Origin of the sequence: Pseudomonas sessilinigenes, from assembly GCF_003850565.1 — a bacterium.
GTDB classification, from domain to species: Bacteria; Pseudomonadota; Gammaproteobacteria; order Pseudomonadales; family Pseudomonadaceae; genus Aquipseudomonas; species Aquipseudomonas sessilinigenes.
Genome location: NZ_CP027706.1, coordinates 1,671,215 through 1,694,856 on the forward strand (window position 1 = coordinate 1,671,215; position 23,642 = coordinate 1,694,856).

Below are 23,642 nucleotides of genomic sequence, written 5' to 3' on the forward strand. Positions count from 1 at the left end.
CGATCTTGCAATTGCGGCGAAACGCCAGAGGTTATGGCAAACTTCGCGGTCATAAATACCGGCCCGGGCTGCTCGTAAAACAGGCGACCCGGGCGAAGCGGAATAAAGCGATGCCAGGAAAGCGCTCCAGCACAGGCTGAGCAGCGGGGCGCTCCCTTTACGGTTTGGCACGAGGGTGCCAATACCTTCTGCCTCAACACACTAGAGGAACGACCGTGCATAACGTCGTCATCAGCGGCACCGGCCTGTTTACCCCGGCCAACAGCATCTCCAACGAAGAACTGGTGGAATCCTTCAACGCCTACGTCCACCAGTTCAACAGCGACAATGCCGCCGCCATCGAACGCGGTGAAGTGCAGGCCCTGACTGAGTCCAGCGCTGCGTTCATCGAGAAAGCCTCGGGCATCAAGAGCCGTTTCGTCATGGACAAGGACGGTATCCTCGATCCGCAGCGCATGGCCCCGCGCTTGCCGGAGCGCTCCAACGACGAGTGGTCGGTGCTCTGTCAGATGGCCGTGGCCGCCGCCGAGCAGGCCCTGCAACGGGCCGGCAAGACTGCCGCCGATATCGACGGGGTGATCGTCGCCTGTTCCAACCTGCAGCGCGCCTATCCGGCCATTGCCATCGAAGTCCAGGCTGCTTTGGGCATCGAGGGCTTCGGTTTCGACATGAACGTGGCCTGCTCCTCGGCCACCTTCGGTATCCAGGCGGCCTGCAACAGCGTCCAGCTGGGCCAGGCCCGGGCGATCCTGATGGTCAACCCGGAGGTCTGCACCGGGCACCTGAACTTCCGTGACCGCGACAGTCACTTCATCTTTGGCGATGCCGCCACCGCGGTCGTCGTCGAGCGGGCCGAGCTGGCCACGTCGGCGCATCAGTTCGAGATCGTCAGCACCAAGCTGCTGACCCAGTTCTCCAACAACATCCGCAATAACTTCGGTTTCCTCAACCGCGCAGCCGAGGAAGGCATCGGGGCCCGGGACAAGCTGTTCGTCCAGGAAGGTCGCAAGGTGTTCCGTGATGTCTGCCCGATGGTGGCCGAGCTGATCGCCGCCCACCTGGAAGAAAACCAGCTCAACGTCAGCGACGTGAAGCGCTTCTGGCTGCACCAGGCCAACCTCAGCATGAACCACCTGATCGTCAAGAAACTCCTGGGCCGCGAGGCTACGCTGGAGGAGGCGCCAGTGATTCTCGATACCTACGCCAACACCAGTTCGGCAGGCTCGGTCATTGCCTTCCACAAGCACCAGGATGACCTGGCCAGCGGGGCCCTGGCGGTGCTCAGCTCCTTCGGTGCGGGCTACTCCATCGGCAGCGTCCTTCTGCGCAAGCGTTGATCCACGTGGGCCGGGTGTGGCGCGACGGCTCTACGGCGCGTCTTACCCGGGCAAACCCGCATGATTGAACGAGGCATGAATGGCCGCTGCTGACGACACGCAACTGCTCGAGCGCCTGCTCGCGGGCGAACAGAAGGCCTACAAGGAACTGGTCGCCACCTACCAGAGCGCCATGCGCGCGGTGGCCTACGCCATTGTCGGCAACCGGCATGCCGATGAGGTGGTGCAGGATGCCTGGCTTTCGGTGGTGCGCAACCTGCCGGGCTTCCAGGGGCGTTCCAGCCTCAAGACCTGGCTGTTGACCATTACCGCCAACGCCGCCAAGGGCCGCTACAAGCAGAATCGCCGGGAGGTCCTGCTCGACGACCTGCCCGCGCCCCATGGCACGGTGGGCGACGAGCGTTTCTCTTCCGCCGATGGCCACTGGCTGGTGGCGCCCTTCGCCTGGCACGAGGACACCCCCGAAGCCCTGTTGACTGAAGCGGAACTTCGCGATTGCCTGGAGCACACCCTGCTCAGCCTCTCCGAACTGCAAAGCAGTGTGCTGATGCTGCGCGAGCGCCAGGGCCTGGAACTGGAAGAGATCTGTAATCTTCTGGGGATCACGCTATCCAATGTCCGGGTGCTGCTGCACCGGGCGCGTCTGAAGGTCTTCGCCACGGTGGAGCATTTTGAGGAGACCGGCCAATGCTGACCTGTAAGGAACAAGTGGCGCGATCCAGCGATTATCTCGATGGCCAATTGAGCTTTCGCGAACGCCTGATGGTCCGCCATCACTTGTTGTTCTGCCCCAATTGCCGGCGTTTCATTCGCCAGATGCGCCTGCTGCAGGCCACCTTGCGCGTGTTGCCGGAACCACCGCTGGAAGGTCTCGACGAGCTGGCCGAACGCTTGGCCGCCGAGAGTAAGCGCGAGCGCTGATCGTCATGAAGCCGCGGATGTCGCCAGGCATCCGCCGCGATGTTTTTCTGCCTGTTCCTGCCAGGGAATCACGTCCGTGATTCCCGCTTCCGTTGTGCTCGTTGCACGTCGGCCCGCACAAAAATAACACTGTCGTCATCTTTGGCATTGTCCCTGAAAACAGCCGCAAACCGCTCTAGAACGGGCCTTTTGCCTTATTTCTTTTCGAAGTAAAAAAGTTCCTCTGTAATCAAATCTTTATTTTCCAGCAACCTGGCTGAAATCCTCGGACCCCAAGATTCCCCCCGACACCAGCGGCCCAGTCCGCGTGTTTTCCAACGCTACAGACCACCAATTAGGGGAACTCTTCGATGATCCGTAAGCACTTCGCCGGTTTTGCCGCCAGCGCCCTGGCCCTGGCAGTGACCGCCCAGGCTTTCGCTGGCACCGTCACCACCGACGGCGCCGATATCGTAGTCAAAACCAAGGGCGGCCTTGAGGTTGCTACCACCGACTCGGCCTTCAGCTTCAAGCTGGGCGGTCGCCTGCAAGCCGACTATGGCCGTTTCGACGGGTTCTATACCAAGAATGGGAACAGCGGTGACGGCGCCTACTTCCGCCGCGCCTATCTGGAATTGGGCGGCACCGCCTACAAGGATTGGAAATACCAGATCAACTACGACTTCTCCCACAACTCGGGCACTTCCGATGACGGTTACTTCGACGAAGCGACCATCTCCTATGTGGGCTTCAAGCCGGTGACCATCCGTGGCGGTCGTTTCGATGCGGACTTCGGCCTGGAAAAAGCCACCAGCTCCAAGTGGGTCACCGCCATGGAGCGTAATGCCGCCTACGAGCTGGCCGACTGGGTCAACTCCCACGAGAACGGCATGGGCCTGCAGGTGAGCTCGGTGGTGGCCGACATGGCCTACCTGTCCGGTAGCGTGTCCGCCAAGGACATCAACGACAGCGACGGCGACAGCGTCAAGCAGTTCAACGCCCGTGCGGTGTTCGCCCCGATGCATGAAACCGGCAACGTCCTGCACTTCGGCCTGGATTTCGCCAGCCGTGACCTTAGCGACACCGCCTTCGACTCGCGGATCCGTCCACGCCTGGGTGTTCGCGGCATCGCCACCAACGGCGGCAACGATGCCGGCAGCAACGGCAACCGTGCCACCTTCGGCGGCGGCGCGGGCCTCAACGGCTCGAACCTGACCGCGGCGGGTGCCTACGACAACGACCGTGTGTTCGGTGGTGAATTCGCCTTCGCCAGAGGCCCGTTCTCGGCCCAGGCCGAGTACCTGACTCGCAAGATGAAGGCCGACAGCGCCGCTTACCAGGACGTCAAGGCCACCGGTTTCTACGGCCAACTGGCCTACACCCTGACCGGCGAGTCCCGCGTGTACAAGCTCGATGGCGCCAAGTTCGACACCATCAAGCCCGAGAACAAACAGTACGGTGCCTGGGAAGTCTTCTACCGCTACGACAACATCAAGGTCGATGACAAGAACATCGTGACGTCCACCGCCACCCGTGAAGTGGGCGATGCCAAGGCCACCATGAACACCATCGGTGTCAACTGGTATGCCAACGAAGCGATCAAGGTCTCGGCCAACTACATCAAGGTCAACACCGACAAGATCACCAACAGCGTTGGCGATGACAGCGGCGATGCCCTCGTAGCCCGTGTGCAGTACGTGTTCTAAGGCTGTTGCAACACAGTAGAGCTCTTTCTCATCCGTTATAGCTCCTCTCGTTTTGACCCCGCCCCGGCGGGGTTTTTTTTGCCCGCAGCTACGGCAATGGCCTCAAGGGCAGGTTGTCTCATGCAGGTACAACCACTGGGCCGAGTCGTCCTGGACACGGATCAGCGCCAGCGACAGGCGCGATGTCTGCACGTGCTCCAGGCGATGGGTTTCCTTGTAGCGGATCGCTGCACATTGGCCTTCCTGCCAGACGCAATGCAGCTCGCTGACCTCGATCTGCAAGCCTTGGCGGGCGCCCAGGGCGCCGCGGAACAGTTGCTTCACTTGCTCACGATCGGCCATGGCACCCGCGGTGGTGACCATCTGGAAATCCTCGGCCAGCAGCGCCATGACCTGTTCGACCTGCGCCGCGCCGTCACCCTGGGAGTGAGTGAAGACGTCATGGATCAACTGGTGGATCTGGTGAACGCTGTGCAGTGCCTGTTTAACGATCGACTGGTGCATGAAGGACCTTCTTCTGTGGGTTGAGCTTGCCTAGAAACGGCAGGAGGAGCAGCCCGGCCAGGGCGGCCAGCAGCAGGCTCAGGTGAAAGGCGCTGGTGGCCGGGAGGTGTCCGAGCAACAGGTTGTAGAGCATCAGCAGCCAGGCCGCGCCAAGGCTGAAGGCCATCTGCCGGTTGATGTTCCAGATCACGCTGGCCTGGTGCGTGTCGCTGCCGCTGAAGTCCAGCAGGGCGGTGGTCTGTGCGGTATTGGCGCCGGCGCCGCCACCCAGGCCCATGAGCAGGTAGGCACCGATGAGCAAGGGCAGGTCGCGGCTCGCGTCGACCCAGCACAAGGTGGCGATGCCGGCGCTGTGTAGCACCAGGGCGATGGCGAACAGCCGGGCGGCGCCGAGCCTGTTGTAGAAGCGCCCGCAGGCCAGCATCGCCAGCAGGGCGCCAGCGGCGTAGAGCAACATGAACATGCCGCTCTGCTGGGCACTCAGGTGCAGGTTGTCCTGGAGAAAGAACAGACTCAGCAGGTTGACCCCGGTGAAGATCCCGGGAATAGCGTGGTAGATACCCACCGACAGCCCAAGGCGCACATTGCGCAGCAGGTGCAGGTCGACGATGGGTTGCGGGCAGCGGCGGCAATGCAGGCCATACCCCACGGCAGACAGCAGGCCGCCAGCAAGGCAGGCCAGGGCCTGGTAGGCCGGATAGCCGCTGCCATACAGCGACATGCCCAGCAGCAGGCCGGCCAGGGCGGCGCTCACCAACAGCAGGCCACGCACGTCGGGCCGCGCCGGTGGCGGTTGGTCCTGGTTACCGATCCAGCACCAGGCGAGCACGGCCGTCAGCAACGAGAGCGGCAGGCTGGCGAAGAACACCCAGCGCCAGGAGCTGTGGTCGACGATGGCCCCGCCCAGGGTTGGCGACAAGGCCGGGGCCAGCAGGGCCACTGCCATTACCAGGGTCGAGATCCGTGCTCGTTGCGGGCCCTGGAACAGGTTGAAGGTCAAGGCCTGTCCGAGGGGAATCAGCAGTCCGCCGGCCATGCCCTGGACCAGGCGCCAGAACACCAGGGATGCAAAGTAGTCGGCTCGCCCGCACAACAGCCCGGCGAGGCTGAACAACAACATCGAAGCGGCAATGATCTGCCGGTGGCCGAAGCGTCCTGCCAACCAGGTACTGATGGGAATCACCAGGGTCAGGCCGAGGATGTAGGCGTTGGCCACCCAGGCCACGCTGGCACTGGAGACTTGCAGGTGCTCGGCGATGCTGGGCAGGGCCACCGCCGACATGAAGATGTTGATGCAATCGATGAAGAAGCCGAGGAGGAATACCACCGCCACTTTGTATCTATAGGTCATGTCGCCTCCTGTTTGGCCGGCAGCTTAGGGAGGCTGGGCCGAGCCTGTCGAGGCGCCTATACTTGATTCATTGTTTTTGGAATCTTGACAATGAATGAAAGCCTTCACGGCCAGTTGCATCGAGTACAGACCTTTCTCGCGGTGGTGGACTTTGCTTCCTACACCCGTGCGGCGCAGTACCTTGGTATCAGCAAGGCCATGGCCAGCCTGCATGTGAAGACTTTGGAGCAGGTCTTGGCGACCCCCTTGCTGACCCGTACCACACGGCATATCGCCCTCACCGAAACCGGGCAGGATCTTTACGACGAGTTCAAGGGGATTGTCGCTAATATCGATACGGCTTTCGATAACGTGCTGCATGGGCGCAACCGCGTATCGGGCAAGTTGCGCATCAGTTCCACCGCCGAGTATGCCCAGGCCTACATCCTGCCATTGCTGCCTCTGTTCACTGCACGCTATCCCGAGGTGCGCTTGAGTTATCACTTCAATTCATCGCTGAACGATCTGGTGGCGGAAAAACTCGATCTGGTGATTCGCCTGGGCCACCTGGCGGACTCCGGATTCAAGGGGCGCCAGTTGGCCGACTACGGCATTGTCCTGGTGGCCAGCCCGGTGCTGCTGGCGAGCCTGGCGGTGGCCCAACCCGAGGATCTCGCGGCTTGCCCCTGGATAGGCAACAGCAATCTTGCCGGGCCGCCGGCCTGGACCTTCGGCCATCCGCGTCGTGGCGAGGTGCAGGTGCGGATGACCCCTGGGCACGAATCGAACTCGGCGACGGCCATCCGTGCCATGGCCCTGGCCGGGCTGGGGTTGGCGGTATTGCCGGAATGGATGGTCCTGGACGACCTGGCCGATGAGCGCCTGGTGCGTGTGTTGCCCGAGTACAGCCTGGCCCGGCAGCCGGTGCATGTGCTGTTTCCCAATAGCCCGCACTTGCCGCGCAAGTCCCGGGTTTTCATCGACTTCCTGGCCGAACACCTGGGGCATGCCTGAGTGTTTCGGCGAGCCCGGCGATGGGGGATACTCGCCGGGTCGTTCGATTTGATGCCTGGGGACCCTGATGCCGCTGCAACCCTTGAACAGCCTGTCTGCCGTCGATCCTTTGCAATGGGATGGGCTGCTCAAGGACGGGCAACCTTTCGTGCGCCATGCCTTTCTCAGTGCCCTGGAAGACAGTGGCAGCCTCGGCCCTCGCTCCGGCTGGCAGGCCGAGCACCTGCTGCACGTGGAGGACGGCCGGCTGTTGGCGGCGCTGCCCAGCTACCGCAAGTGGCATTCCTACGGTGAGTACGTGTTCGACCATGGTTGGGCGGATGCCTGTGAGCGAGCCGGGATCGACTACTACCCCAAGCTGTTGACTGCGGTGCCGTTCAGCCCGGTAAGCGGTGCGCGGGTACTGGCGGCGACCCAGGCCGATGCCTTCGAGCTGCTCAAGAGCCTGCCGGGCTACCTGGAGATCGAAGGGCTATCCAGTGCCCACGTGAATTTCACCGACGATTTCAGCGACCAGGCCTTGGAGCTGCAATCGGGCTGGTTGCCGCGCCTGGGCTGCCAGTTCCACTGGCACAACCGCGGCTACCGTGACTTCCAGGATTTCCTCGATGTCTTGAGTTCGCGCAAACGCAAGCAGATGCGCAAGGAGCGCGAGCAGGTGGCGGGGCAGGGCCTGGACTTCCAGTGGCTGGAGGGGGCCGAGCTCAGCGAGGCCCAGTGGGATTTCGTCTACGCCTGCTACGCCAATACTTATGCGGTGCGCCGCCAGTCACCCTACCTGACCCGCGACTTCTTCAGCCTGCTGGCCCAGCGCATGCCGGAGGCGATCCGCGTGGTCCTGGCTCGCCAGGGTGGCCGGCCGGTGGCCATGGCCTTCAGCCTGGTGGGCGGCGGCAGTTTCTATGGGCGCTACTGGGGATGCCTGGCAGAGTTCGACCGCCTGCATTTCGAGACGTGCTTCTACCAGGGCATGGAGTATGCGATCGCCCATGGGCTGGAGCGTTTCGATGCCGGAGCCCAGGGCGAGCACAAGCTGATTCGTGGTTTCGAACCGGTGCTCACGCGTTCCTGGCACTACTTGCGCCATCCCGGGCTCAAGGCCGCGGTGCAGGATTTTCTCCAGCAGGAGCGGGCGGGCGTCCGGGCCTATGCCGAAGAGTCCCGGGACGCCTTGCCCTATCGCCAGGCCTGAGCCTCAGCTGTCTTCCTTGCCCAGCCAGCGGTAGACCACGCCGCCGACCACCGCACCGAGGATCGGCGCCAGCCAGAACATCCACAGCTGCTGCAGGGCCCAGCCGCCGACGATCAAGGCCGGGCCGGTACTGCGGGCGGGGTTGACCGAGGTGTTGGTCACCGGGATCGAGATCAGGTGGATCAGCGTCAGCGCCAGGCCGATGGCGATGGGTGCCAGCCCCGCCGGGGCACGCTTGTCGGTGGCGCCGAGGATGATCACCACGAACATGCCGGTCATCACCAGTTCGCAGACGAAACCCGCAGCCATCGAGTAGCCACCGGGCGAGTGTTCGCCATAACCGTTGGATGCCAGCCCCGACGCCAACTCGAAGCCGGGCTTGCCGCTGGCGATGAAGTACAGCAGCGCCGCGGCGATCACGGCGCCGATCACCTGGGCCACCACATAGGCGGGCAGTTCCCGGGCCGGAAAGCGTCCCCCCACCACCAGGCCCACGGACACCGCAGGATTGAGGTGGCAACCGGAGATGTGGCCAATGGCGAAGGCCATGGTCAGGACGGTCAGGCCGAAGGCCAGGGCGACCCCCAGCAGTCCGATGCCGACGTTGGGAAACGCCGCTGCGAGCACGGCACTGCCGCAACCGCCCAGCACCAGCCAGAACGTACCGAGCATTTCAGTCATGGAGCGCTTGAACAAAGACATGGGAAGAGTCCTTGATAGGTGTACCTATCAACGCGATATCGCCGTTATGCATCCCGCAGTTCAACAACAGGTTTCACTCTGGAACCTAGCCTCAGTACAGCAGGCTTTGGTGGCAATTCCACTGGCCCATGAAAAACGCCAGGCCCCGTGGGCTGGGGGCTGGCGTCTTTTCAGGAGGTTGTGCAGACCCTGTAGCCGCTGCTGAGCCTGCGAAGCTGCGCCAAGGCCCGCAGGGCCTTCCAACGATGGCGGCGGCTATCCGATCTTGCGGCCGCTACGCGCCCGTGCGCAGCCTGCGGCAGCGGCGACACGCAGCACCTGCAGGTTTCAGTCGATGCCGACAAAACCTCCGGTCTGGTGCTGCCACAGCCGCGCATACAAACCGCCGTGGGCCAGCAGCTCGGCATGGGTGCCGGTCTCGGCGATGCGGCCCTGTTCCAGCACCACCAGGCGATCCATGCGGGCGATGGTGGAGAGCCGGTGGGCAATGGCGATCACGGTCTTGCCCTGCATCAGGGTCTCCAGGCTTTCCTGGATCGCGGCCTCGACTTCCGAGTCCAGGGCCGAGGTGGCCTCGTCCATGATCAGGATCGGCGCGTCCTTGAGCAGTACCCGGGCAATGGCGATGCGCTGGCGCTGGCCCCCGGACAGCTTGACCCCGCGCTCGCCCACATGGGCATCGAAGCCGGTACGGCCCTGGGCATCGGACAACAGTGGGATGAACTCGTCGGCGCGGGCCTTGCGCACCGCTTCCCAGAGTTCCTCGTCGCTGGCCTCGGGCCGCCCATACAAGAGGTTGTCGCGGATGGAGCGATGCAGCAGCGAGGTGTCCTGGGTGATCATGCCGATGCGTTCGCGCAGGCTTTCCTGGGTCACCCCGGCGATGTCCTGGCCGTCGATCAGGATCTGCCCGCCCTGCAGGTCGTAGAGGCGCAGCAGCAAGTTGACCAGGGTCGACTTGCCCGCTCCCGACGGACCGATCAGGCCGATCTTTTCTCCAGGGCGGATCTGCAGGTTGAGGTCGCTGATGACCCGGTTGGCCTTGCCATAGTGGAACTCGACGTGCTCGAAGCTCACCCCGCCCTTGTTCACCTCAAGCCTGGGGGCCGCTTCGCGGTCGGTCAGTTGCAGGGGCTGGGCGATGGTCTGCAGGCCGTCCTGGACCATGCCGATATTCTCGAAGATGCCGTTGATCACCCACATGATCCAGCCGGACATGTTGACGATGCGAATGACCAGGCCGGTGGCCAGGGCGATGGCTCCGGCGCTGATCAGCGACTGACTCCACAACCACAGGGCCAGGCCCGTGGTACTGGTGATCAGCAGGCCGTTGAGGCTGGTGATGGCGACGTCCATGGAGGTCACCACGCGCCCGGCCAGCTGGCTTTTCTCGGTCTGCTCGGCGATCGCTTCGCGGGCGTAGCTCTGTTCGAAATGGGTGTGGGCGAACAGCTTCAGGGTGGCGATGTTGGTGTAGCCATCGACGATCCGTCCCATGAGCTTGGAGCGGGCATCGGAGGCATCCACCGAGCGCTTCTGGATGCGTGGCACGAAGTAGCGCATGGCGCCGATGAAACCGACGATCCACAACAGCAGCGGAATCATCAGGCGCCAATCGGCGTCGGCGAACAGCACCAGGGCACCGACGGCGTAGATGGTCACGTGCCACAGGGCGTCGATCACCTGCACCGAGGAATCCTGCAGTGAGTAGCCGGTCTGCATGATGCGCTGGGCGATGCGCCCGGCGAAGTCGTTCTGGAAGAAGTTCAGGCTCTGGCGCAGCACGTAGCTGTGGTTTTGCCAGCGAATCAGGCTGGTCATGCCGGGATTGATGGCCTGGTGGATCAACAGGTTGTGCAGGCACACCATCAACGGGCGCAGCAACAGGGCCACGACGGCCATCCAGGCCAGTTCCAGGCCATGGTCGCTGAATACCTGGATGCTGGGCGTGCCCTGTGCCAGGTCGATGATGGTGCTCAGGTAGCTGAACAGCGACACCTCGATCAGCGCCACGAACAGCCCGACCACCAGCAGCGCGACGAAGCTGGGCCAGACTTGCTTGATGTAATGGAAGTAGAAGGGCAGGACCCGGTTGGGCGGGGTGGTCGCGGGGGTGTCGCGGAAGATATCGATCAGTTGTTCGAAACGACGATAGAGCATGGGTTCTGCAGCCCGTTGTGCGGGCTCTCCTGTGCTAAAGCGGACGGGGCGCCGGATAGGCGCCGCCGTCGGGACAGGCTGCGAGATTCAGTCGAGGCGCTTGGCCGACTTGATCAGTACCGGGTCGACCGGGACATTCTGCATGCCTTGCTTGGTGGTGGTCTGGGAGTTGACGATCTGGTCCACCACTTCCATGCCGTTCACCACCTTGCCGAATACCGCGTAGCCGGCATCGCGACCCGGGTCGAGAAAGGCGTTGTCGGCAACGTTGATGAAGAACTGGCTGGTGGCCGAGTTGGGGTTGGAAGTCCGGGCCATGGCCAGGGTGCCGCGCACGTTGTGCAGGCCGTTGGAGGCTTCGTTCTTGATCGGGTCACGGGTGTCCTTCTGCACCATCTGGGCGGTGAAGCCGCCACCCTGGACCATGAACCCCGGGATCACTCGGTGGAAGATGGTGTTGGTGTAGAAGCCGCTGTCGACGTAGTCGAGGAAGTTCTTGCTGGAAACCGGCGCCTTGACCGGATCCAGTTCGATTTCGATCTTGCCGAAGCTGGTGTCCAGCATGACGTGGGGTGCCTTGGCCGGTTGTGCGGCCATCAGGTTGGCGGCAAAGAGCACGGAGCCGGCGACGAGGGCGATTTTTTTCAGCATGGGTCAGTGATCCTGGGTGGTGGTGTCGACTGTATTGATGAAGTGCAGCAGGGTCTGGTTGAAGCGCTGCGGTTGGTCCAGCGGTGTGGCGTGTCGGGAGTCCTCGATCACCACCAGCTGCGCATCCGGCAGCAGTTTGACGTAAGCCTCCTTGAGCGCCACCGGGGTGTAGTCGTGGTCGGCGCTGACGACCAGGGTTGGACAGGTGATACGGCCCAGACGTTCCTGGACTCCCCAGCCGACGATGGCGTCGAAGCTGGCGAGATAAGCACGTTTGTCGTTCTTTGCCCAGCGTTCGGCCATCTGCTGCCGTAACTCGGCTTGCTCCGGCTTGGGAAACAATCGTTGGCCCAGGGCCTTGCCGATGGCCGCCATGCTCAGCAGGCGGGCCATGCTCCAGCGCTTGAACCACTGCCAGTAGTCGTCGGCCGAGCGCAGCTTGACCTGCGGTGCGCTGTTGACGATGCACAGGCTCTTGAACAGCTGTGGCTGGTCCACGGCCAACTGGAAGCCGATCATGCCGCCCATGGACAGTCCGGCATAATGCACCGGCCCCAGGCCCAGGTGGTCGACCAGGGCCATGAGGTCGGCGGCAAAGCCCGGGATGCTGTAGCGCTCCCGAGGCTTGTCGGAGCGACCATGGCCGCGCACGTCCGGGATGATCAGGCGATAGCGGGTCGCCAGTTCCGGGACCTGTTTTTCCCAGTCCTGGGCGCTGGAGCCCAGGCCGTGGACCAGTAGCAGGGGCTCGCCCCGGCCGTATTCCTCATAGTGCAGGGTGCAACCTTCATGTTCGAAATACGCCATGGCAGAACTCCTGTTCTGGTAAATGGGACGTCAGGCTTGCTCGGGTGCGGCAAAGGGCGCATCCAGGGGCGCGGTGTCGAAGGTGCGCAACAGTTCCACGAGGATCTGCGTCGCCGGGCCCAGGGGTTTGTCCTTGTTGGAATAGAGAAAGAACGTCGGATGGCGGCTGCCGCCCTGGTCCAGGGGCAGCACCTTGAGCAGGCCCTCGTGCAGCTCGCGCTCGATCATGTGCCGTGGTAGCCAGGCGAAGCCCAGGCCGCTGCTGACGAACTTCGCCGCGGTGGCCAGGCTGCCAACCGTCCAGCGCTGCTCGGCACCCAGCCAGCCCACGTCCCGCGGTTGTTGGCGGCCGGAATCGCGAATCACCACTTGCAGTTGGCTTTCCAGGTCCTGGAAGTGCAACTGCCGTTGCAGGCGGTGCAGGGCGTGTTCCGGATGGGCCACGGCGACGAACTCCACCGAACTCATCTCGGTGCCCAGGTAACCTGGAATATTGAAGCCGCTGATGGCCAGGTCGGCGACGCCTTCGAGCAGCACTTCCTCGACTCCAGACAGCACTTCCTCGCGCAGGCGCACACGGCAGCCGCGGCTCTGCGGCATGAAGGCGGTGAGGGCGCGGACCAGCCGTGCATTGGGGTAGGCGGCATCCACCACCAGCCGCACCTCGGCTTCCCAGCCTTGCTCCATGTGGTGGGCCAGGTCTTCGAGCTGGCTGGCCTGTTTCACCAGTTGCCGGGAGCGGCGCAGCAGTACGCCTCCGGCCTCGGTGAGCACGGCCTTGCGGCCATCGATCCGCAGCAGGGGTACACCGAGCTGGTCCTGCATGCGTGCCACGGTATAGCTGACCGAGGATTGCGAGCGGTGCAGGGCCTCGGCGGCTTGGGCGAAGCCTCCATGATCGACTACGGCCTGCAGGGTGCGCCATTGATCCAGGGTCACGCGGGGCGCTTTCATGAGGGGCTCCTCTTGTCCTAAGCTGGCGTTCCTTACCGGAGACCGCCGAATGAGAAAATTCTGTTGTGTGTTGCTGGCCCTGCTGCCCTTGAGCGCCTGGGCTTATCCCATCGATGTCGACAAGCAACTCAATGGCCTGAGCATCGACTACACCACCTACGATACCGACGCCGACATTGGCTCGATCCAGTTGAACAACTACGGCAAGACCGATGCCGTGTGCTCGGTGGTTTTTCGCAACGGTCCCGAATCACCGCGTACTCGCAAGGTGGAAGTCGCCGCCGGCAAGAGCCGCAGCGTGACCGTCAAGTTCAACCGCAACATCATCAAGTTGCGCCTGGACCTGAAATGCCAGGCCAAATGACCGCCGTGATGCCGGTCCTGTCGATCGTGACGGGACTGGGTTCGCTTATAAACGAATTTATTGATTGGTTATAGCAGTTATTTGCGCTTTTTCATCGATATCTCTCTGTTTAATCTGCGCCCCATCGACTTACGCATACCCCGATGGAGGCTTCAGCCATGTCCCGCGTCCTGATCATTGAAAGCAGTGCCCGCCAGCAAGATTCCGTTTCCCGCCAACTGACCCAGACCTTTATCCAGCAATGGCAGGCTGCTCACCCGGCCGATTCGATCACTGTGCGCGACCTGGCCCGTAACCCGGTGCCGCACCTGGATGCCAACCTGCTGGGCGGCTGGATGAAACCCGCCGAGCAACGCAGCGCGGCCGAGCAGGACTCGCTGCAACGTTCCGACGAGTTGACCCAAGAGCTGCTGGACGCCGACGTACTGGTGATGGCCGCGCCGATGTACAACTTCGCCATCCCCAGCACGCTCAAGGCCTGGCTCGACCATGTGCTGCGTGCCGGGGTGACCTTCAAGTACACCCAGACCGGTCCCCAGGGTTTGCTCACTGGCAAGCGCGCCTATGTCCTGACTGCCCGGGGCGGGATCTACGCCGGTAGCAGCACCGATCACCAGGAACCCTACTTGCGCCAGGTCATGGCCTTCATTGGGATCCACGACGTGCAGTTCATCCATGCCGAGGGCCTGAACCTGGGCGGCGATTTCCACGAGAAGGGCCTGAACCAGGCCAACGCCCGGCTGGCCCAGGTGGCCTGAGGCGTTAATCCCCAGGTAATCGCTGGATGTTCAAGTAGCTCCTGTGTGCCCCTTCAAGCAGGTCCGCACATAGAACCTCCCTTTGCACTGGGTGCTCCTTCAGTGCCAATGCCCGATCGAACGCCTCGCGAGATCGGGCTTTTTTTTGCTGGTGATTTCACCCGCGCCGGCAAAACCGTTATCGTCGCCGCCATCCAACGATGAGGCGAGCATGGGCTATCTACTGGTTGTCACCCTGATCCAGGCGTTTTCCTTCAATCTGATCGGCGAGTACCTGGCCGGGCATGTCGACAGCTACTTTGCCGTGCTGGTGCGGGTGCTGCTGGCAGGGTTGGTGTTCATCCCGCTGACTCGCTGGCGCCGGGTGGAACCGGCCTTCATGCGCGGCATGCTGCTGATCGGTGCGCTGCAGTTCGGCATCACCTATGTGTGCCTGTACCTGAGCTTCCGGGTGCTGACGGTGCCGGAAGTGTTGTTGTTCACCATTCTCACGCCGTTGCACGTGACCCTGATCGAAGACGCCTTGAACCGGCGCTTCAATCCCTGGGGCTTGCTCGCGGCCCTGGTGGCGGTGGCGGGTGCCGCGGTGATTCGCTACGACCGGATCAACCCGGACTTCTTCATGGGCTTCCTGCTGTTGCAACTGGCCAACTTCACCTATGCCGCCGGGCAGGTGCTGTACAAGCATCTGGTGGCGCGCTATCCCAGCGACCTGCCGCACTACCGGCGGTTCGGCTACTTCTACCTGGGCGCGTTGCTGGTGGTGCTGCCGGCATTCCTGCTGTTCGGCAAGGCGCACTTCCTGCCGGATGCCCCGGTGACCTGGGCGGTGCTGCTGTTCCTCGGGCTGGTAGCCACGGCGCTGGGGTTGTACTGGTGGAACAAGGGCGCGTGCCTGGTCACCGGCGCGACCCTGGCGGTGATGAACAACCTGCATGTGCCGGTGGGCCTGCTGCTCAATTTGCTGATCTGGAACCGCCATGAAGACCTGGGCCGCCTGGCCCTCGGCGGATTGGTGATCCTGCTGGCGGTGTGGGTTAGCCGCCATGGCCAGCGCAGGGTGGCCACGGCGTGAAGGTTACGGGCGCCAGCGAGATGGGGTAGCGGTTCTACGCAGCTGTTACCCCTATCCCCAGGAACGAGGCTCTGTCCAGGACCCGCCCTATCGGCGGGTTCTTTTTTTGTTTCTGTTTTTCAATTGGAAACAATGAGTTAGATGAGTCAAGAGAAGAGACGAGCGCTCGGTGACGCGTCTGGCCATAAAATTGCATTCATATGTATATACAAGACATTACAAGATGAGCTGGCTTTGCTGACGCCAGTTCCTGGCAAGGGAGGGCGTTGTGCCATGAAGTTCCAGGTATTCCACGGCTGGTATGTGGTGTTGGCCACCCATGTGTTGCTGGCGCTGATCTTTGGCGGTGCCTATTCCTTCGGTGCGTTCTTCTCGCAGATCCAGGCCAATTTCGCAGTGGGGAGCTTTTCCGTGGCCTCGGTGTTTTCCCTGACGGCGTTGATCTATTACGCCATGGGGGTTGTCGCTGGCGTGCTGGCCGATCGCACTTCCACCCGGCGGGTGGTGGGGGTCGGCATCCTGTCCCTGGCCCTGGGGTTTTTCTGCGCGAGCCTGGCGTCCGGGTCGTTGTGGTGGTTCCTGCTGTGCTTCTGCGTACTGGTGGGGCTGGGCGTCGGCCTGGTGTATGTGCCGGCGGTGGCGGTGGTCCAGCGTTGGTTCGTCAGCCGGCGCAGCCAGGCTTCGGGCCTTGCCCTGGCGGGAACCGGGGTCGGGACCTTTGCCGGGCCATTGCTGGCCGGCTGGCTGATGGAGCATTTTTCCTGGGAGGCGACCCTGCAGATCTTCGCCGGCGCGATCCTGTTGCTTGGCCTGGCTGCCACGGCGCTGATCCGCAGCGGCCCCCAGGAGCTCGGGCTGTTCGCGGACGGCCTGCCTGCCATGGCCGAGCGGCCCCAGGTGGCCCCGTCCGGTCTGCACCTGGCCGAAGCCTTGGGCATGGCGCGTTTCTGGTGGTACTTCGCGGCGATCCTGTGCGGTTCGGTGGGATTGTTCGTGGCGTTGGTGCACATCAACCCCTATGCCCGGCAGGCGGGGCTGGGTGTTTCCGAAGCCAACTTGTTGATTGGCCTGATCGGCGCCGGCAACGTCGGTGGCCGCCTGTTCCTCGGCAGCCTGGGCGACCGGATCGGCAGCCGGCGCCTGCTGGTCGCCCTGACCTTGCTCCTGGTGCTGTTGAACCTACTGTGGCTGGTGGCCGATGGCTTCATGGCGCTGGCGTTGTTCGCCCTGTGCTTTGGCGTGGCCAACGGCGGTTGCATTTCGCTCTACCCGGCCGTGGCGGCCGATTGGTTCGGCACGGCCAACCTGGGGGCTATCCTCGGTGCCCTGTACCTGTCGGTGGGGGTGGCGGCATTGCTGGGCGGCAGTTTCGCCGGCTGGTTGTTCGACCTGTACCAGGGCTACGACGCGGCGATTGGCCTGGGGGCTGCGTGCGCGTTGCTGTCCGTGCTGTTCATCCTCATGGCTTGCCGTCCTCAGCCCGATCCGCTGTTGCAGGCAGCGCCGACGGCTGCCTGAAAACGCCGGGAGCCGGGGTGGCCCAGGCGTTTTGCGGTGGGGCACAGCGCCTGATGCCGGTCAGTTAAGCAAGGTGCTCCCCGTAGGAGCAGCCGGCCGACGCTCGATTGCTCGCGATGCTCGTCAACGGTGGCGCGTGTTTATGGGGTAAACGCAGCGCTCTGAAACCCATCGCGGGCAAGCCTCGCTCCTACCGTTTCCTTAACTGATCGGCATTTGTCAGAGCGCCTGTTTCTCGCTTGGGCCGATATGGCTGGCGCCCAGCACTGCCGGTAGCAGGCCGGCCCGCAGGTCGTTGCCGCTGGGTTGCTGGTACAGGCTCAGGCCGAACTCCGGCATCACCGCCAGCAGGTAGTCGAAGATATCCCCCTGGATTCGCTCGTAGTCGGCCCACACCGTGGTGCGGGTGAAGCAGTAGATCTCCAGGGGAATGCCCTGGGCCGTGGTCTGCATCTGGCGCACCATGCAGGTCATGTTCGGCTGGATCTCGGGGTGGCTCTTCAGGTAGGCCAGGGCGTAGGCGCGGAAGGTGCCGAGGTTGGTCATGCGCCGGCGGTTGGCCGACAGGGCGGCAACGTTGCCCTGGGCCTCGTTCCAGCTTTTGAGCTCGGCCTGTTTGCGCCCGATGTAGTCGGTGAGCAGGCGTACCCCGCTCAGCCGTGCTTCTTCGTCGTCATGCAGGAAGCGTACGCCGCTGGCATCGATGAACAGGCTGCGCTTGATCCGCCGGCCGCCGGACTGCTGCATGCCGCGCCAGTTGCGAAACGACTCGGACATCAGCCGCCAGGTGGGGATGGAAACGATGGTCTTGTCGAAGTTCTGCACCTTGACCGTGTGCAGGGTGATGTCCACCACGTCGCCGTCGGCGCCCACCTGGGGCATTTCGATCCAGTCGCCGACCCGCAGCATGTCGTTGCTGGTCAGTTGTACGCTGGCGACGAAGGACAAGAGGGTGTCCTTGTACACCAACAGGATCACCGCCGACATGGCACCCAGGCCCGAGAGCAGCAACAGCGGCGAGCGATCGATGAGGGTGGCGACGATGATGATGGCGCCGAATACGTACAACACCATCTTCGCCAGTTGCACATACCCCTTGATCGAGCGGGTGCGGGCGTGTTCGGTGCGGGCGTAGATGTCCAGCAGGGCATTGAGCAGGGCGCTCAGGGCCAGCAACTGGAACAGGATGGTGAAGGCCATGGCCAGGTTGCCCAGGAACAGCAGGCTGGCCTTGCTCAACTCAGGCACCAGGTGCAGGCCGAACTGGATCACCAGGGAGGGAGTCATCTGTGCCAGGCGGTGGAACACCTTGTTCTGGCGCAGGTCGTTGAGCCAGTGCAGGGCGGGTTGCCGGCCCAGCAGTCGCACACCATGCAGGACCACATAGCGGGCTACCCGTCCGAGCACCAGGGCGACCACCAGCAACAGGGTCAAGCCAAGGCCAGCGTGTAGGAGCGGGTGTTGGTCGAGGGCTCCCCAGAGGTCCTGGGTATCGAGCCAGAGCTGTTTGAAATCCATGGGCTAAAACGATTCTTCTATGTGGCACAAAGAGGGGATTAGAGCATTGAACCCCGGCAAAGTTACCGTTGAGGACAAATCGGTTAACAAAAAACCAACTCTTTGCCACCGTTTGCACAAAGAAACTCGGCCTGGGCCTCCGAAACCGTTACCCTATGCAGCTGTTTTTCTGCACATCTTCGAGGTAGCACCCGTGTTTTCCCAATTCGCCCTGCACGAACGCCTGCTCAAAGCCGTGGCCGAGCTTAAATTTGTCGAGCCGACTCCGGTACAGGCCGCGGCTATTCCGCTCGCGCTGCAAGGGCGTGACCTGCGGGTGACGGCGCAGACCGGTAGCGGCAAGACCGCCGCCTTCATGCTGCCGATCCTCAATCGCCTGATCGGCCCGGCGAAAATCCGCGTCAGCATCAAGACCCTGATCCTGCTGCCAACCCGGGAGCTGGCCCAGCAGACCCTGAAGGAAGCCGAGCGTTTCTCCCAGTTCACCTTCATCAAGTCCGGCTTGATCACCGGCGGTGAAGACTTCAAGGTCCAGGCCGCCATGCTGCGCAAGGTGCCGGATATCCTCATCGGTACCCCGGGTCGCCTGCTGGAGCATCTCAATGCCGGCAACCTGGACCTCAAGGAAGTGGAAGTGCTGGTGCTCGACGAAGCCGACCGCATGCTCGACATGGGCTTTGCCGAAGACGTGCAACGCTTGGTGGATGAGTGCCCGAGCCGCCAGCAGACCATGCTGTTCTCCGCCACCACCGGTGGTTCCGGCCTGCGGGAAATGGTCGCCAAGGTCCTCGACAACCCTGAGCACCTGCAACTCAACAGCGTCAGCCAGCTCAACGAGACCACGCGCCAGCAGATCATCACGGCCGACCACAACCAGCACAAAGAGCAGATCGTCAACTGGCTGCTGGCCAACGAGACCTACCAGAAGGCCATTATCTTCACCAACACCCGGGTCATGGCCGACCGTATCTACGGCCGCCTGGTGGCCCAGGACTACAAGGCGTTCGTCCTCCACGGCGACAAGGACCAGAAGGACCGCAAGCTGGCCATCGATCGCCTGAAGCAGGGCGGGGTGAAGATCCTGGTGGCCACCGATGTCGCCGCCCGCGGCCTGGACGTCGAGGGCCTGGACCTGGTGATCAACTTCGACATGCCTCGCAGTGGCGACGAGTACGTGCACCGTATCGGCCGCACCGGTCGTGCTGGCAACGAAGGCCTGGCCATCTCGCTGATCTGCCATGGCGACTGGAACCTGATGTCGAGTATCGAGCGCTACCTCAAACAGAGCTTCGAGCGCCGCACCATCAAGGAAGTCAAGGGCACTTACGGCGGTCCGAAAAAGGTCAAGGCCTCCGGCAAGGCTGCTGGGACCAAGAAGAAAAAGACCGATACCAAGGGCGACAAGAAAAAAGCCCTGGCCAAGTCGCCAACCAAGCGCAAGAGCGCCAACCGGCCAAAGAGTGAGAGCCCGGCTCTGGTCAGCCAGGATGGCCTGGCGCCGCTCAAGCGCCGCAAGCCCGCACCAGCCGCTGAGTAAAGTGCAGGCCTGATCGCCATTAGAAAGCCCGGACCTGGTCCGGGCTTTTCATTTCCTGGGCCTCAGTGGTCGGCTTTTTGCTCGGCGTCGGCCAGTTCCTTGAGGCGTTGGTCAATCAACTGGCAATCGTCGGGCAGGTCCTTGTTGGCGCTGCCCAGGTTCATCTTCTGCAACTCGTCGTTGATTTCCTTGGCCTTGGCCGGGTTCTGCTCGGTGATCTTGCTGACTTCCCGGGCCAGTTGCTCGCGCTTGGCGGTGGCTTCGTCCGGGGTACAGGCCCAGGCGGGCAGGGCCAGCAGCAGGCTGCCGGCGAGGGTGAGCAGGTTCAGGGTTTTCATGGGCTGTGCCTCATGTTGTAGGCAGGGGGACATCCGGTTGAGGCGCCTGGAATGGGCAAAGTTCAGTTGGATCAGCCCAGGCAGGTGCCTTCGGGAGGGCGTGTGACGTTACAGGGGCTCGCACGTGCTGGAGGCGGGTCTTATTCACGGCGGCTCTGGAGGCCAGGTTCAATTGACGCCTGGATAGTGGCGAATTAGTATCGCGCGCCGCTCCGGGTCAGGGGCGAATGCCGAGCGCCTGGACATATTTCCTTGATCCGAGCCAGTGCACCTCAACGAAATCGCTTTCAAGGAAGATCCTTAATGCGCCTGCTGTCCCTGTTGTTCAGTTGTGTCCTTCTCGTGGGGTGTGCCTCCCGGCCGGATTACTACATCTCGTCCAAACCCGTACAGATTCCTGCCGACGCCACCTACTGGATCGATAACTTTGATTTGCAATTGATCGGGGAGAGCCCGCGTTTCTTGCCTGAGGACAAACTGCGCCAGCAATTGGGCACGGAACTGATCCAGCAACTGGGCAATGCCAATCGCTACGCCGCGACCAAGGACAGTGCCGATTACCTGCTGGATGTGGAGGCGGTGTACAAGCGGCGGCTCAGTGATTCCCAAGGTGGGCTGGTGTCCAAGATCGTCGATGACAATACGATCCTGGCCAGTGTCGACTTCGGCTACAAGGTCCAGGTCAAGCGTGCCGGTGCCGAAGTGTTGCATTTCGCCCAACAACGCGACGGCCTCCAGCCTGCCGGCGCCGTGGGCCAGTTGCGCAATATGAAAACCATGCTCGGGGTGATTACCAACAGCGGTAACTCCGATGTGGAGACGTTCTACGTCCGGGTTCTGCCGCGCTTCATCGTTCGCGATATCACGGCCATTCCGTCGCGTTGAGGCAAGCCTGCTTGCCGTGCATCCGGCAAAAACAACGGGGGAGCATGGGCTCCCCCGTGTTGTTTCTCGGCCTTTGATGGCCTACAGCGTTTTCACCGGAAAGCAGATATCGAACTCCAGATCGCCGGTTTGATCGTATCTGGCGTCCACCGGATACAGCTCGAAGGCTGGCCGTGCGTCGGGCTGCATACCACTCTTGGGCAGCCAATCGCGGCACAGTTCGCTCCAGGTATCGGCGATATCGGGGCCTTTGCCCTGGTAGTGAGTGATCGCATAGAGGCCACCGGGTAGGGTGGTGACGACCGCAGAGTCCCGGCCCTTGAAGTCGAGGGGGACTTCGACGCAGGCATCGTAGCGGCATTTTTCGGGTGGGGTGACGTAGGGATCGTCATGGCCGATGCCGTAGCGTGCGCGGCCCATGAGCCCGTTCTCGGCCATCCAGGGGATGACGGTCTGCTGCCAGAACAGGCCGATCCCCGGCCCGTAGGCGCCGATATAGCGCAGGTAAGCGACGCGTACGGGTGGCAGTTCCTTGATGGTGACCTTCATCGTGAGTTCCTTCAGGTGAATGAAGGCGTCAGGATCGTCGAAGGCCGGGATGTGGGTCTGATCAGGATTGCGCAATTGCCGCAGGCGTCGTTCGCGGATGTCTTCAAGGCGGCGGTGCCAGCGCTTGGGTTCGGTATCGCGCCAGGTGCTGGGCGATACCGAGAAGTGTTGCTTGAATGCCCGGGAGAAGGCTTCGCCGGAACCGAAACCGACCTCCAGGGCGATCTCCAGGACCGAGGCCTCGGGCCGGCTGGCCAGCAGGTGGGCGCCACAAGCCAGGCGGCGGCGTCGCAGGTAGACGCCCAGGGGTTCGCCGACCCAGGCGCTGAACAGGCGATGGAAATGGTAGGGCGAGAAATGGGCCACCTGCGCCAGGTCCGCCAGCTCCAGGGGCTGGTCCAGATGCTGGTCGATATGCTCCAGCACCCGGTTCATGCGCAGGGTGTATTCGTGGAGGCTGTGATAGGCGGGGCTCATGCCTACAGCTTAGTCGGCGCAGCAGCGGGACTGCCAGCGCAGTCTCGCTGCCGATCGAGTGGGCGTTCAATCCGTGCAACAGCAACCCTGTGCCTTCGGGTTGCTGGGGGTGTCGTCATAGCGGTCATGATGGCGGACCCAGTTCATGATGGGCCCCTCGTTACGGCCCTTGGGTGCCAGGTCGAGGAAGTTGTACGTGCCTATCAGCAGATCCAGGCCCCGGGTGTACGTGGAGTAGGTATGGAAGATCTCGCCCTGTTCGTTGCGATAGAACACGCTCAGGCCGGGCAGTTCTTCCTCGTTGCTGTTGATGGGCGCGTAGTTGTAGCTGGCCGTGGCAGTGCCCCGTTGCTCGTTGCTGAAGCTGACGCCGAAGTCCTGGTTGAAATCTTCGCCAGCGCTGGAGACCCAGTCGAACTGCCATCCCATGCGTTGGCGAAAAGCCTGGAACTGTTCGTAGGGCGCATGGGACACCGCCACCAGCGCTATATCGTGATGGGCCAGGTGCTGGTTGGCACCATCGAAATGATCGGCCAGGAACGAGCACCCCTTGCAACCTTCCGCCCAGCCTGCACCGAACATGAAGTGATAGACCAGTAACTGGCTGCGGCCACCGAACAGGTCCGCCAGGCTCAATGTGCCCTGCGGTCCCTGGAAACGATAAGGCTTGTCGATCCGCACCCACGGCAGCGCCCGGCGTTCGGCGCTGAGCAGGTCGCGTTGGCGGGTGAAGGCTTTTTCGTGGAGTAGATGCTGCTTGCGTGCTTCGAGCCATTGTTCCCGGGTGACCACGGGATGATCGCTGATATCCATGACGTCTCTCCTCGAACTGTGGAATGGGTCCTACACACGCTAGTCGTTTGCCATACCGTCGGATCGACAAGCTGCCCAGTGGTGCGAATGGCTTGAACGGCTGGTGTGCCTACGGGTCACAACTCAGGTAAGGCATTCCATCCTGGAGGGCGAATCAACATGGCGACTTACAATTGGGATCTGATCGAGCGCTTGCTGCACGAGGTGCAGAACGGCGCCGGCCATAGTTTCACTCCGCGGCCCTATGCCGAACAGCATGCTGCGGCGATGGCCGCCGAAGGTGAATCCACGGGCAACCTGGATGAACTGAAGACCACCGCTAGCGAGTACGAAAAGCTGCTGCTGGACCGGCACTTCATCCAGAGCAGGCCGGAGCAGGAGGGTGGCAACGGCGAGAACTTCATGCTCACCCCACGGGGTTCGAGCCTGCTGTGCCTGCTCGACAGCAGTATTCCGGGCAATGATCATCCACGCCAAGTGCTGGATGAGCAGGTCGACGCGCTGGACCCTGCCACCTTCGACGAGTTGGCCTCCAAGGCGCAGATTGCCTGAA

At 62.6% G+C, this 23,642-nt stretch carries 24 protein-coding genes; 13 read left to right on the forward strand and 11 right to left on the reverse strand.

The features are described from left to right. Positions 1–215: 215 nt before the first annotated feature. From C4K39_RS07865 to C4K39_RS07880, 4 genes are all read left to right on the forward strand, one after another. Positions 216–1,337 (forward strand): beta-ketoacyl-ACP synthase III, encoded by a 1,122-nt coding sequence (locus tag C4K39_RS07865; protein ID WP_068586028.1) that lies wholly within the window; start codon positions 216–218, stop codon positions 1,335–1,337. 79 nt (positions 1,338–1,416) lie between these two features. After that, positions 1,417–2,031 carry an RNA polymerase sigma factor gene (locus tag C4K39_RS07870; protein WP_124346053.1) on the forward strand — a complete coding sequence of 205 codons (615 nt, stop codon included), beginning with the start codon at positions 1,417–1,419 and terminating at the stop codon, positions 2,029–2,031. Continuing rightward, positions 2,025–2,258, forward strand: coding sequence for an anti-sigma factor family protein (locus C4K39_RS07875; protein WP_022642937.1), 234 nt, complete (start codon positions 2,025–2,027; stop codon positions 2,256–2,258). The genes C4K39_RS07870 and C4K39_RS07875 overlap by 7 nt, the downstream gene beginning before the upstream one ends. 350 nt (positions 2,259–2,608) lie before the next feature. Further along, positions 2,609–3,943, forward strand: coding sequence for an OprO/OprP family phosphate-selective porin (locus C4K39_RS07880; protein WP_124346054.1), 1,335 nt, complete (start codon positions 2,609–2,611; stop codon positions 3,941–3,943). Between the two features lie 102 nt (positions 3,944–4,045). Here the strand turns inward: C4K39_RS07880 and C4K39_RS07885 are convergent, their stop codons facing one another. After that, positions 4,046–4,447, reverse strand: coding sequence for a nuclear transport factor 2 family protein (locus C4K39_RS07885; RefSeq protein WP_068586021.1), 402 nt, complete (start codon positions 4,445–4,447; stop codon positions 4,046–4,048). Next, positions 4,428–5,798 (reverse strand): MFS transporter, encoded by a 1,371-nt coding sequence (locus C4K39_RS07890; protein ID WP_124346055.1) that lies wholly within the window; start codon positions 5,796–5,798, stop codon positions 4,428–4,430. Before C4K39_RS07890 ends, C4K39_RS07885 begins: the two co-directional genes overlap by 20 nt. A gap of 90 nt (positions 5,799–5,888) precedes the next feature. On the opposite strand from C4K39_RS07890, the gene C4K39_RS07895 reads away from it, so the two are divergent. Continuing rightward, the gene (locus tag C4K39_RS07895) at positions 5,889–6,791 is read left to right on the forward strand and encodes a LysR family transcriptional regulator (RefSeq protein WP_178083954.1); all 903 of its coding nucleotides are present in this window, start codon (positions 5,889–5,891) and stop codon (positions 6,789–6,791) included. A 67-nt stretch (positions 6,792–6,858) separates the two neighbouring features. After that, complete coding sequence (locus tag C4K39_RS07900) at positions 6,859–7,983, forward strand: GNAT family N-acetyltransferase (RefSeq protein WP_068586014.1); 1,125 nt, start codon at positions 6,859–6,861, stop codon at positions 7,981–7,983. Positions 7,984–7,986: 3 nt separating this feature from the next. Here C4K39_RS07900 and aqpZ read toward each other — a convergent pair whose 3' ends face one another. From aqpZ to C4K39_RS07925, 5 genes are all read right to left on the reverse strand, one after another. After that, complete coding sequence (gene aqpZ, locus C4K39_RS07905; protein WP_068586012.1) at positions 7,987–8,685, reverse strand: aquaporin Z; 699 nt, start codon at positions 8,683–8,685, stop codon at positions 7,987–7,989. Between the two features lie 327 nt (positions 8,686–9,012). Further along, the gene (locus tag C4K39_RS07910; protein WP_068586008.1) at positions 9,013–10,845 is read right to left on the reverse strand and encodes an ABC transporter ATP-binding protein; all 1,833 of its coding nucleotides are present in this window, start codon (positions 10,843–10,845) and stop codon (positions 9,013–9,015) included. A gap of 87 nt (positions 10,846–10,932) precedes the next feature. Further along, a complete protein-coding gene (locus C4K39_RS07915) occupies positions 10,933–11,496 on the reverse strand; it encodes a peptidylprolyl isomerase (RefSeq protein ID WP_068586006.1) in 564 nt (187 codons plus the stop codon). Positions 11,497–11,499: 3 nt separating this feature from the next. Then, entirely contained in the window at positions 11,500–12,303 is an 804-nt protein-coding gene (locus tag C4K39_RS07920) for an alpha/beta fold hydrolase (RefSeq protein ID WP_124346057.1), read from the reverse strand. Between the two features lie 30 nt (positions 12,304–12,333). Further along, positions 12,334–13,257, reverse strand: coding sequence for a PA3225 family LysR-type transcriptional regulator (locus C4K39_RS07925; protein WP_068586000.1), 924 nt, complete (start codon positions 13,255–13,257; stop codon positions 12,334–12,336). A gap of 49 nt (positions 13,258–13,306) precedes the next feature. Here C4K39_RS07925 and C4K39_RS07930 point away from each other — a divergent pair, with 49 nt between their 5' ends. The 4 genes from C4K39_RS07930 (at position 13,307) to C4K39_RS07945 (ending at position 16,972) form a co-directional block, all read left to right on the forward strand. Beyond that, a complete protein-coding gene (locus tag C4K39_RS07930; RefSeq protein ID WP_124346058.1) occupies positions 13,307–13,621 on the forward strand; it encodes a 3-phosphoglycerate kinase in 315 nt (104 codons plus the stop codon). A 158-nt stretch (positions 13,622–13,779) separates the two neighbouring features. After that, positions 13,780–14,379, forward strand: coding sequence for an FMN-dependent NADH-azoreductase (locus C4K39_RS07935; protein WP_068585994.1), 600 nt, complete (start codon positions 13,780–13,782; stop codon positions 14,377–14,379). Between the two features lie 211 nt (positions 14,380–14,590). Beyond that, positions 14,591–15,454, forward strand: coding sequence for a carboxylate/amino acid/amine transporter (locus tag C4K39_RS07940; protein ID WP_068585991.1), 864 nt, complete (start codon positions 14,591–14,593; stop codon positions 15,452–15,454). 273 nt (positions 15,455–15,727) lie between these two features. After that, on the forward strand, positions 15,728–16,972 hold the full coding sequence (locus C4K39_RS07945) for an MFS transporter (RefSeq protein WP_124346059.1): 1,245 nt from the start codon (positions 15,728–15,730) through the stop codon (positions 16,970–16,972). Between the two features lie 219 nt (positions 16,973–17,191). Here C4K39_RS07945 and C4K39_RS07950 read toward each other — a convergent pair whose 3' ends face one another. Continuing rightward, entirely contained in the window at positions 17,192–18,490 is a 1,299-nt protein-coding gene (locus tag C4K39_RS07950; protein ID WP_068585984.1) for a mechanosensitive ion channel family protein, read from the reverse strand. A 193-nt stretch (positions 18,491–18,683) separates the two neighbouring features. Between C4K39_RS07950 and C4K39_RS07955 the strand changes: the two genes are divergently transcribed. After that, positions 18,684–20,027 carry a DEAD/DEAH box helicase gene (locus C4K39_RS07955; RefSeq protein ID WP_124346060.1) on the forward strand — a complete coding sequence of 448 codons (1,344 nt, stop codon included), beginning with the start codon at positions 18,684–18,686 and terminating at the stop codon, positions 20,025–20,027. Positions 20,028–20,089: 62 nt separating this feature from the next. Here C4K39_RS07955 and C4K39_RS07960 read toward each other — a convergent pair whose 3' ends face one another. Then, complete coding sequence (locus tag C4K39_RS07960) at positions 20,090–20,365, reverse strand: hypothetical protein (protein WP_124346061.1); 276 nt, start codon at positions 20,363–20,365, stop codon at positions 20,090–20,092. A 303-nt stretch (positions 20,366–20,668) separates the two neighbouring features. Here C4K39_RS07960 and C4K39_RS07965 point away from each other — a divergent pair, with 303 nt between their 5' ends. Next, the gene (locus C4K39_RS07965; protein WP_124346062.1) at positions 20,669–21,250 is read left to right on the forward strand and encodes a hypothetical protein; all 582 of its coding nucleotides are present in this window, start codon (positions 20,669–20,671) and stop codon (positions 21,248–21,250) included. Positions 21,251–21,331: 81 nt separating this feature from the next. On the opposite strand, the gene C4K39_RS07970 is transcribed toward C4K39_RS07965, so the two are convergent. Beyond that, on the reverse strand, positions 21,332–22,276 hold the full coding sequence (locus tag C4K39_RS07970; RefSeq protein ID WP_124346063.1) for an AraC family transcriptional regulator: 945 nt from the start codon (positions 22,274–22,276) through the stop codon (positions 21,332–21,334). 66 nt (positions 22,277–22,342) lie between these two features. Then, a complete protein-coding gene (locus C4K39_RS07975) occupies positions 22,343–23,089 on the reverse strand; it encodes a DUF899 domain-containing protein (RefSeq protein WP_068585967.1) in 747 nt (248 codons plus the stop codon). A 159-nt stretch (positions 23,090–23,248) separates the two neighbouring features. Between C4K39_RS07975 and C4K39_RS07980 the strand changes: the two genes are divergently transcribed. Further along, the gene (locus C4K39_RS07980; protein ID WP_124346064.1) at positions 23,249–23,641 is read left to right on the forward strand and encodes a transcriptional regulator; all 393 of its coding nucleotides are present in this window, start codon (positions 23,249–23,251) and stop codon (positions 23,639–23,641) included. Position 23,642 lies beyond the last annotated feature (1 nt).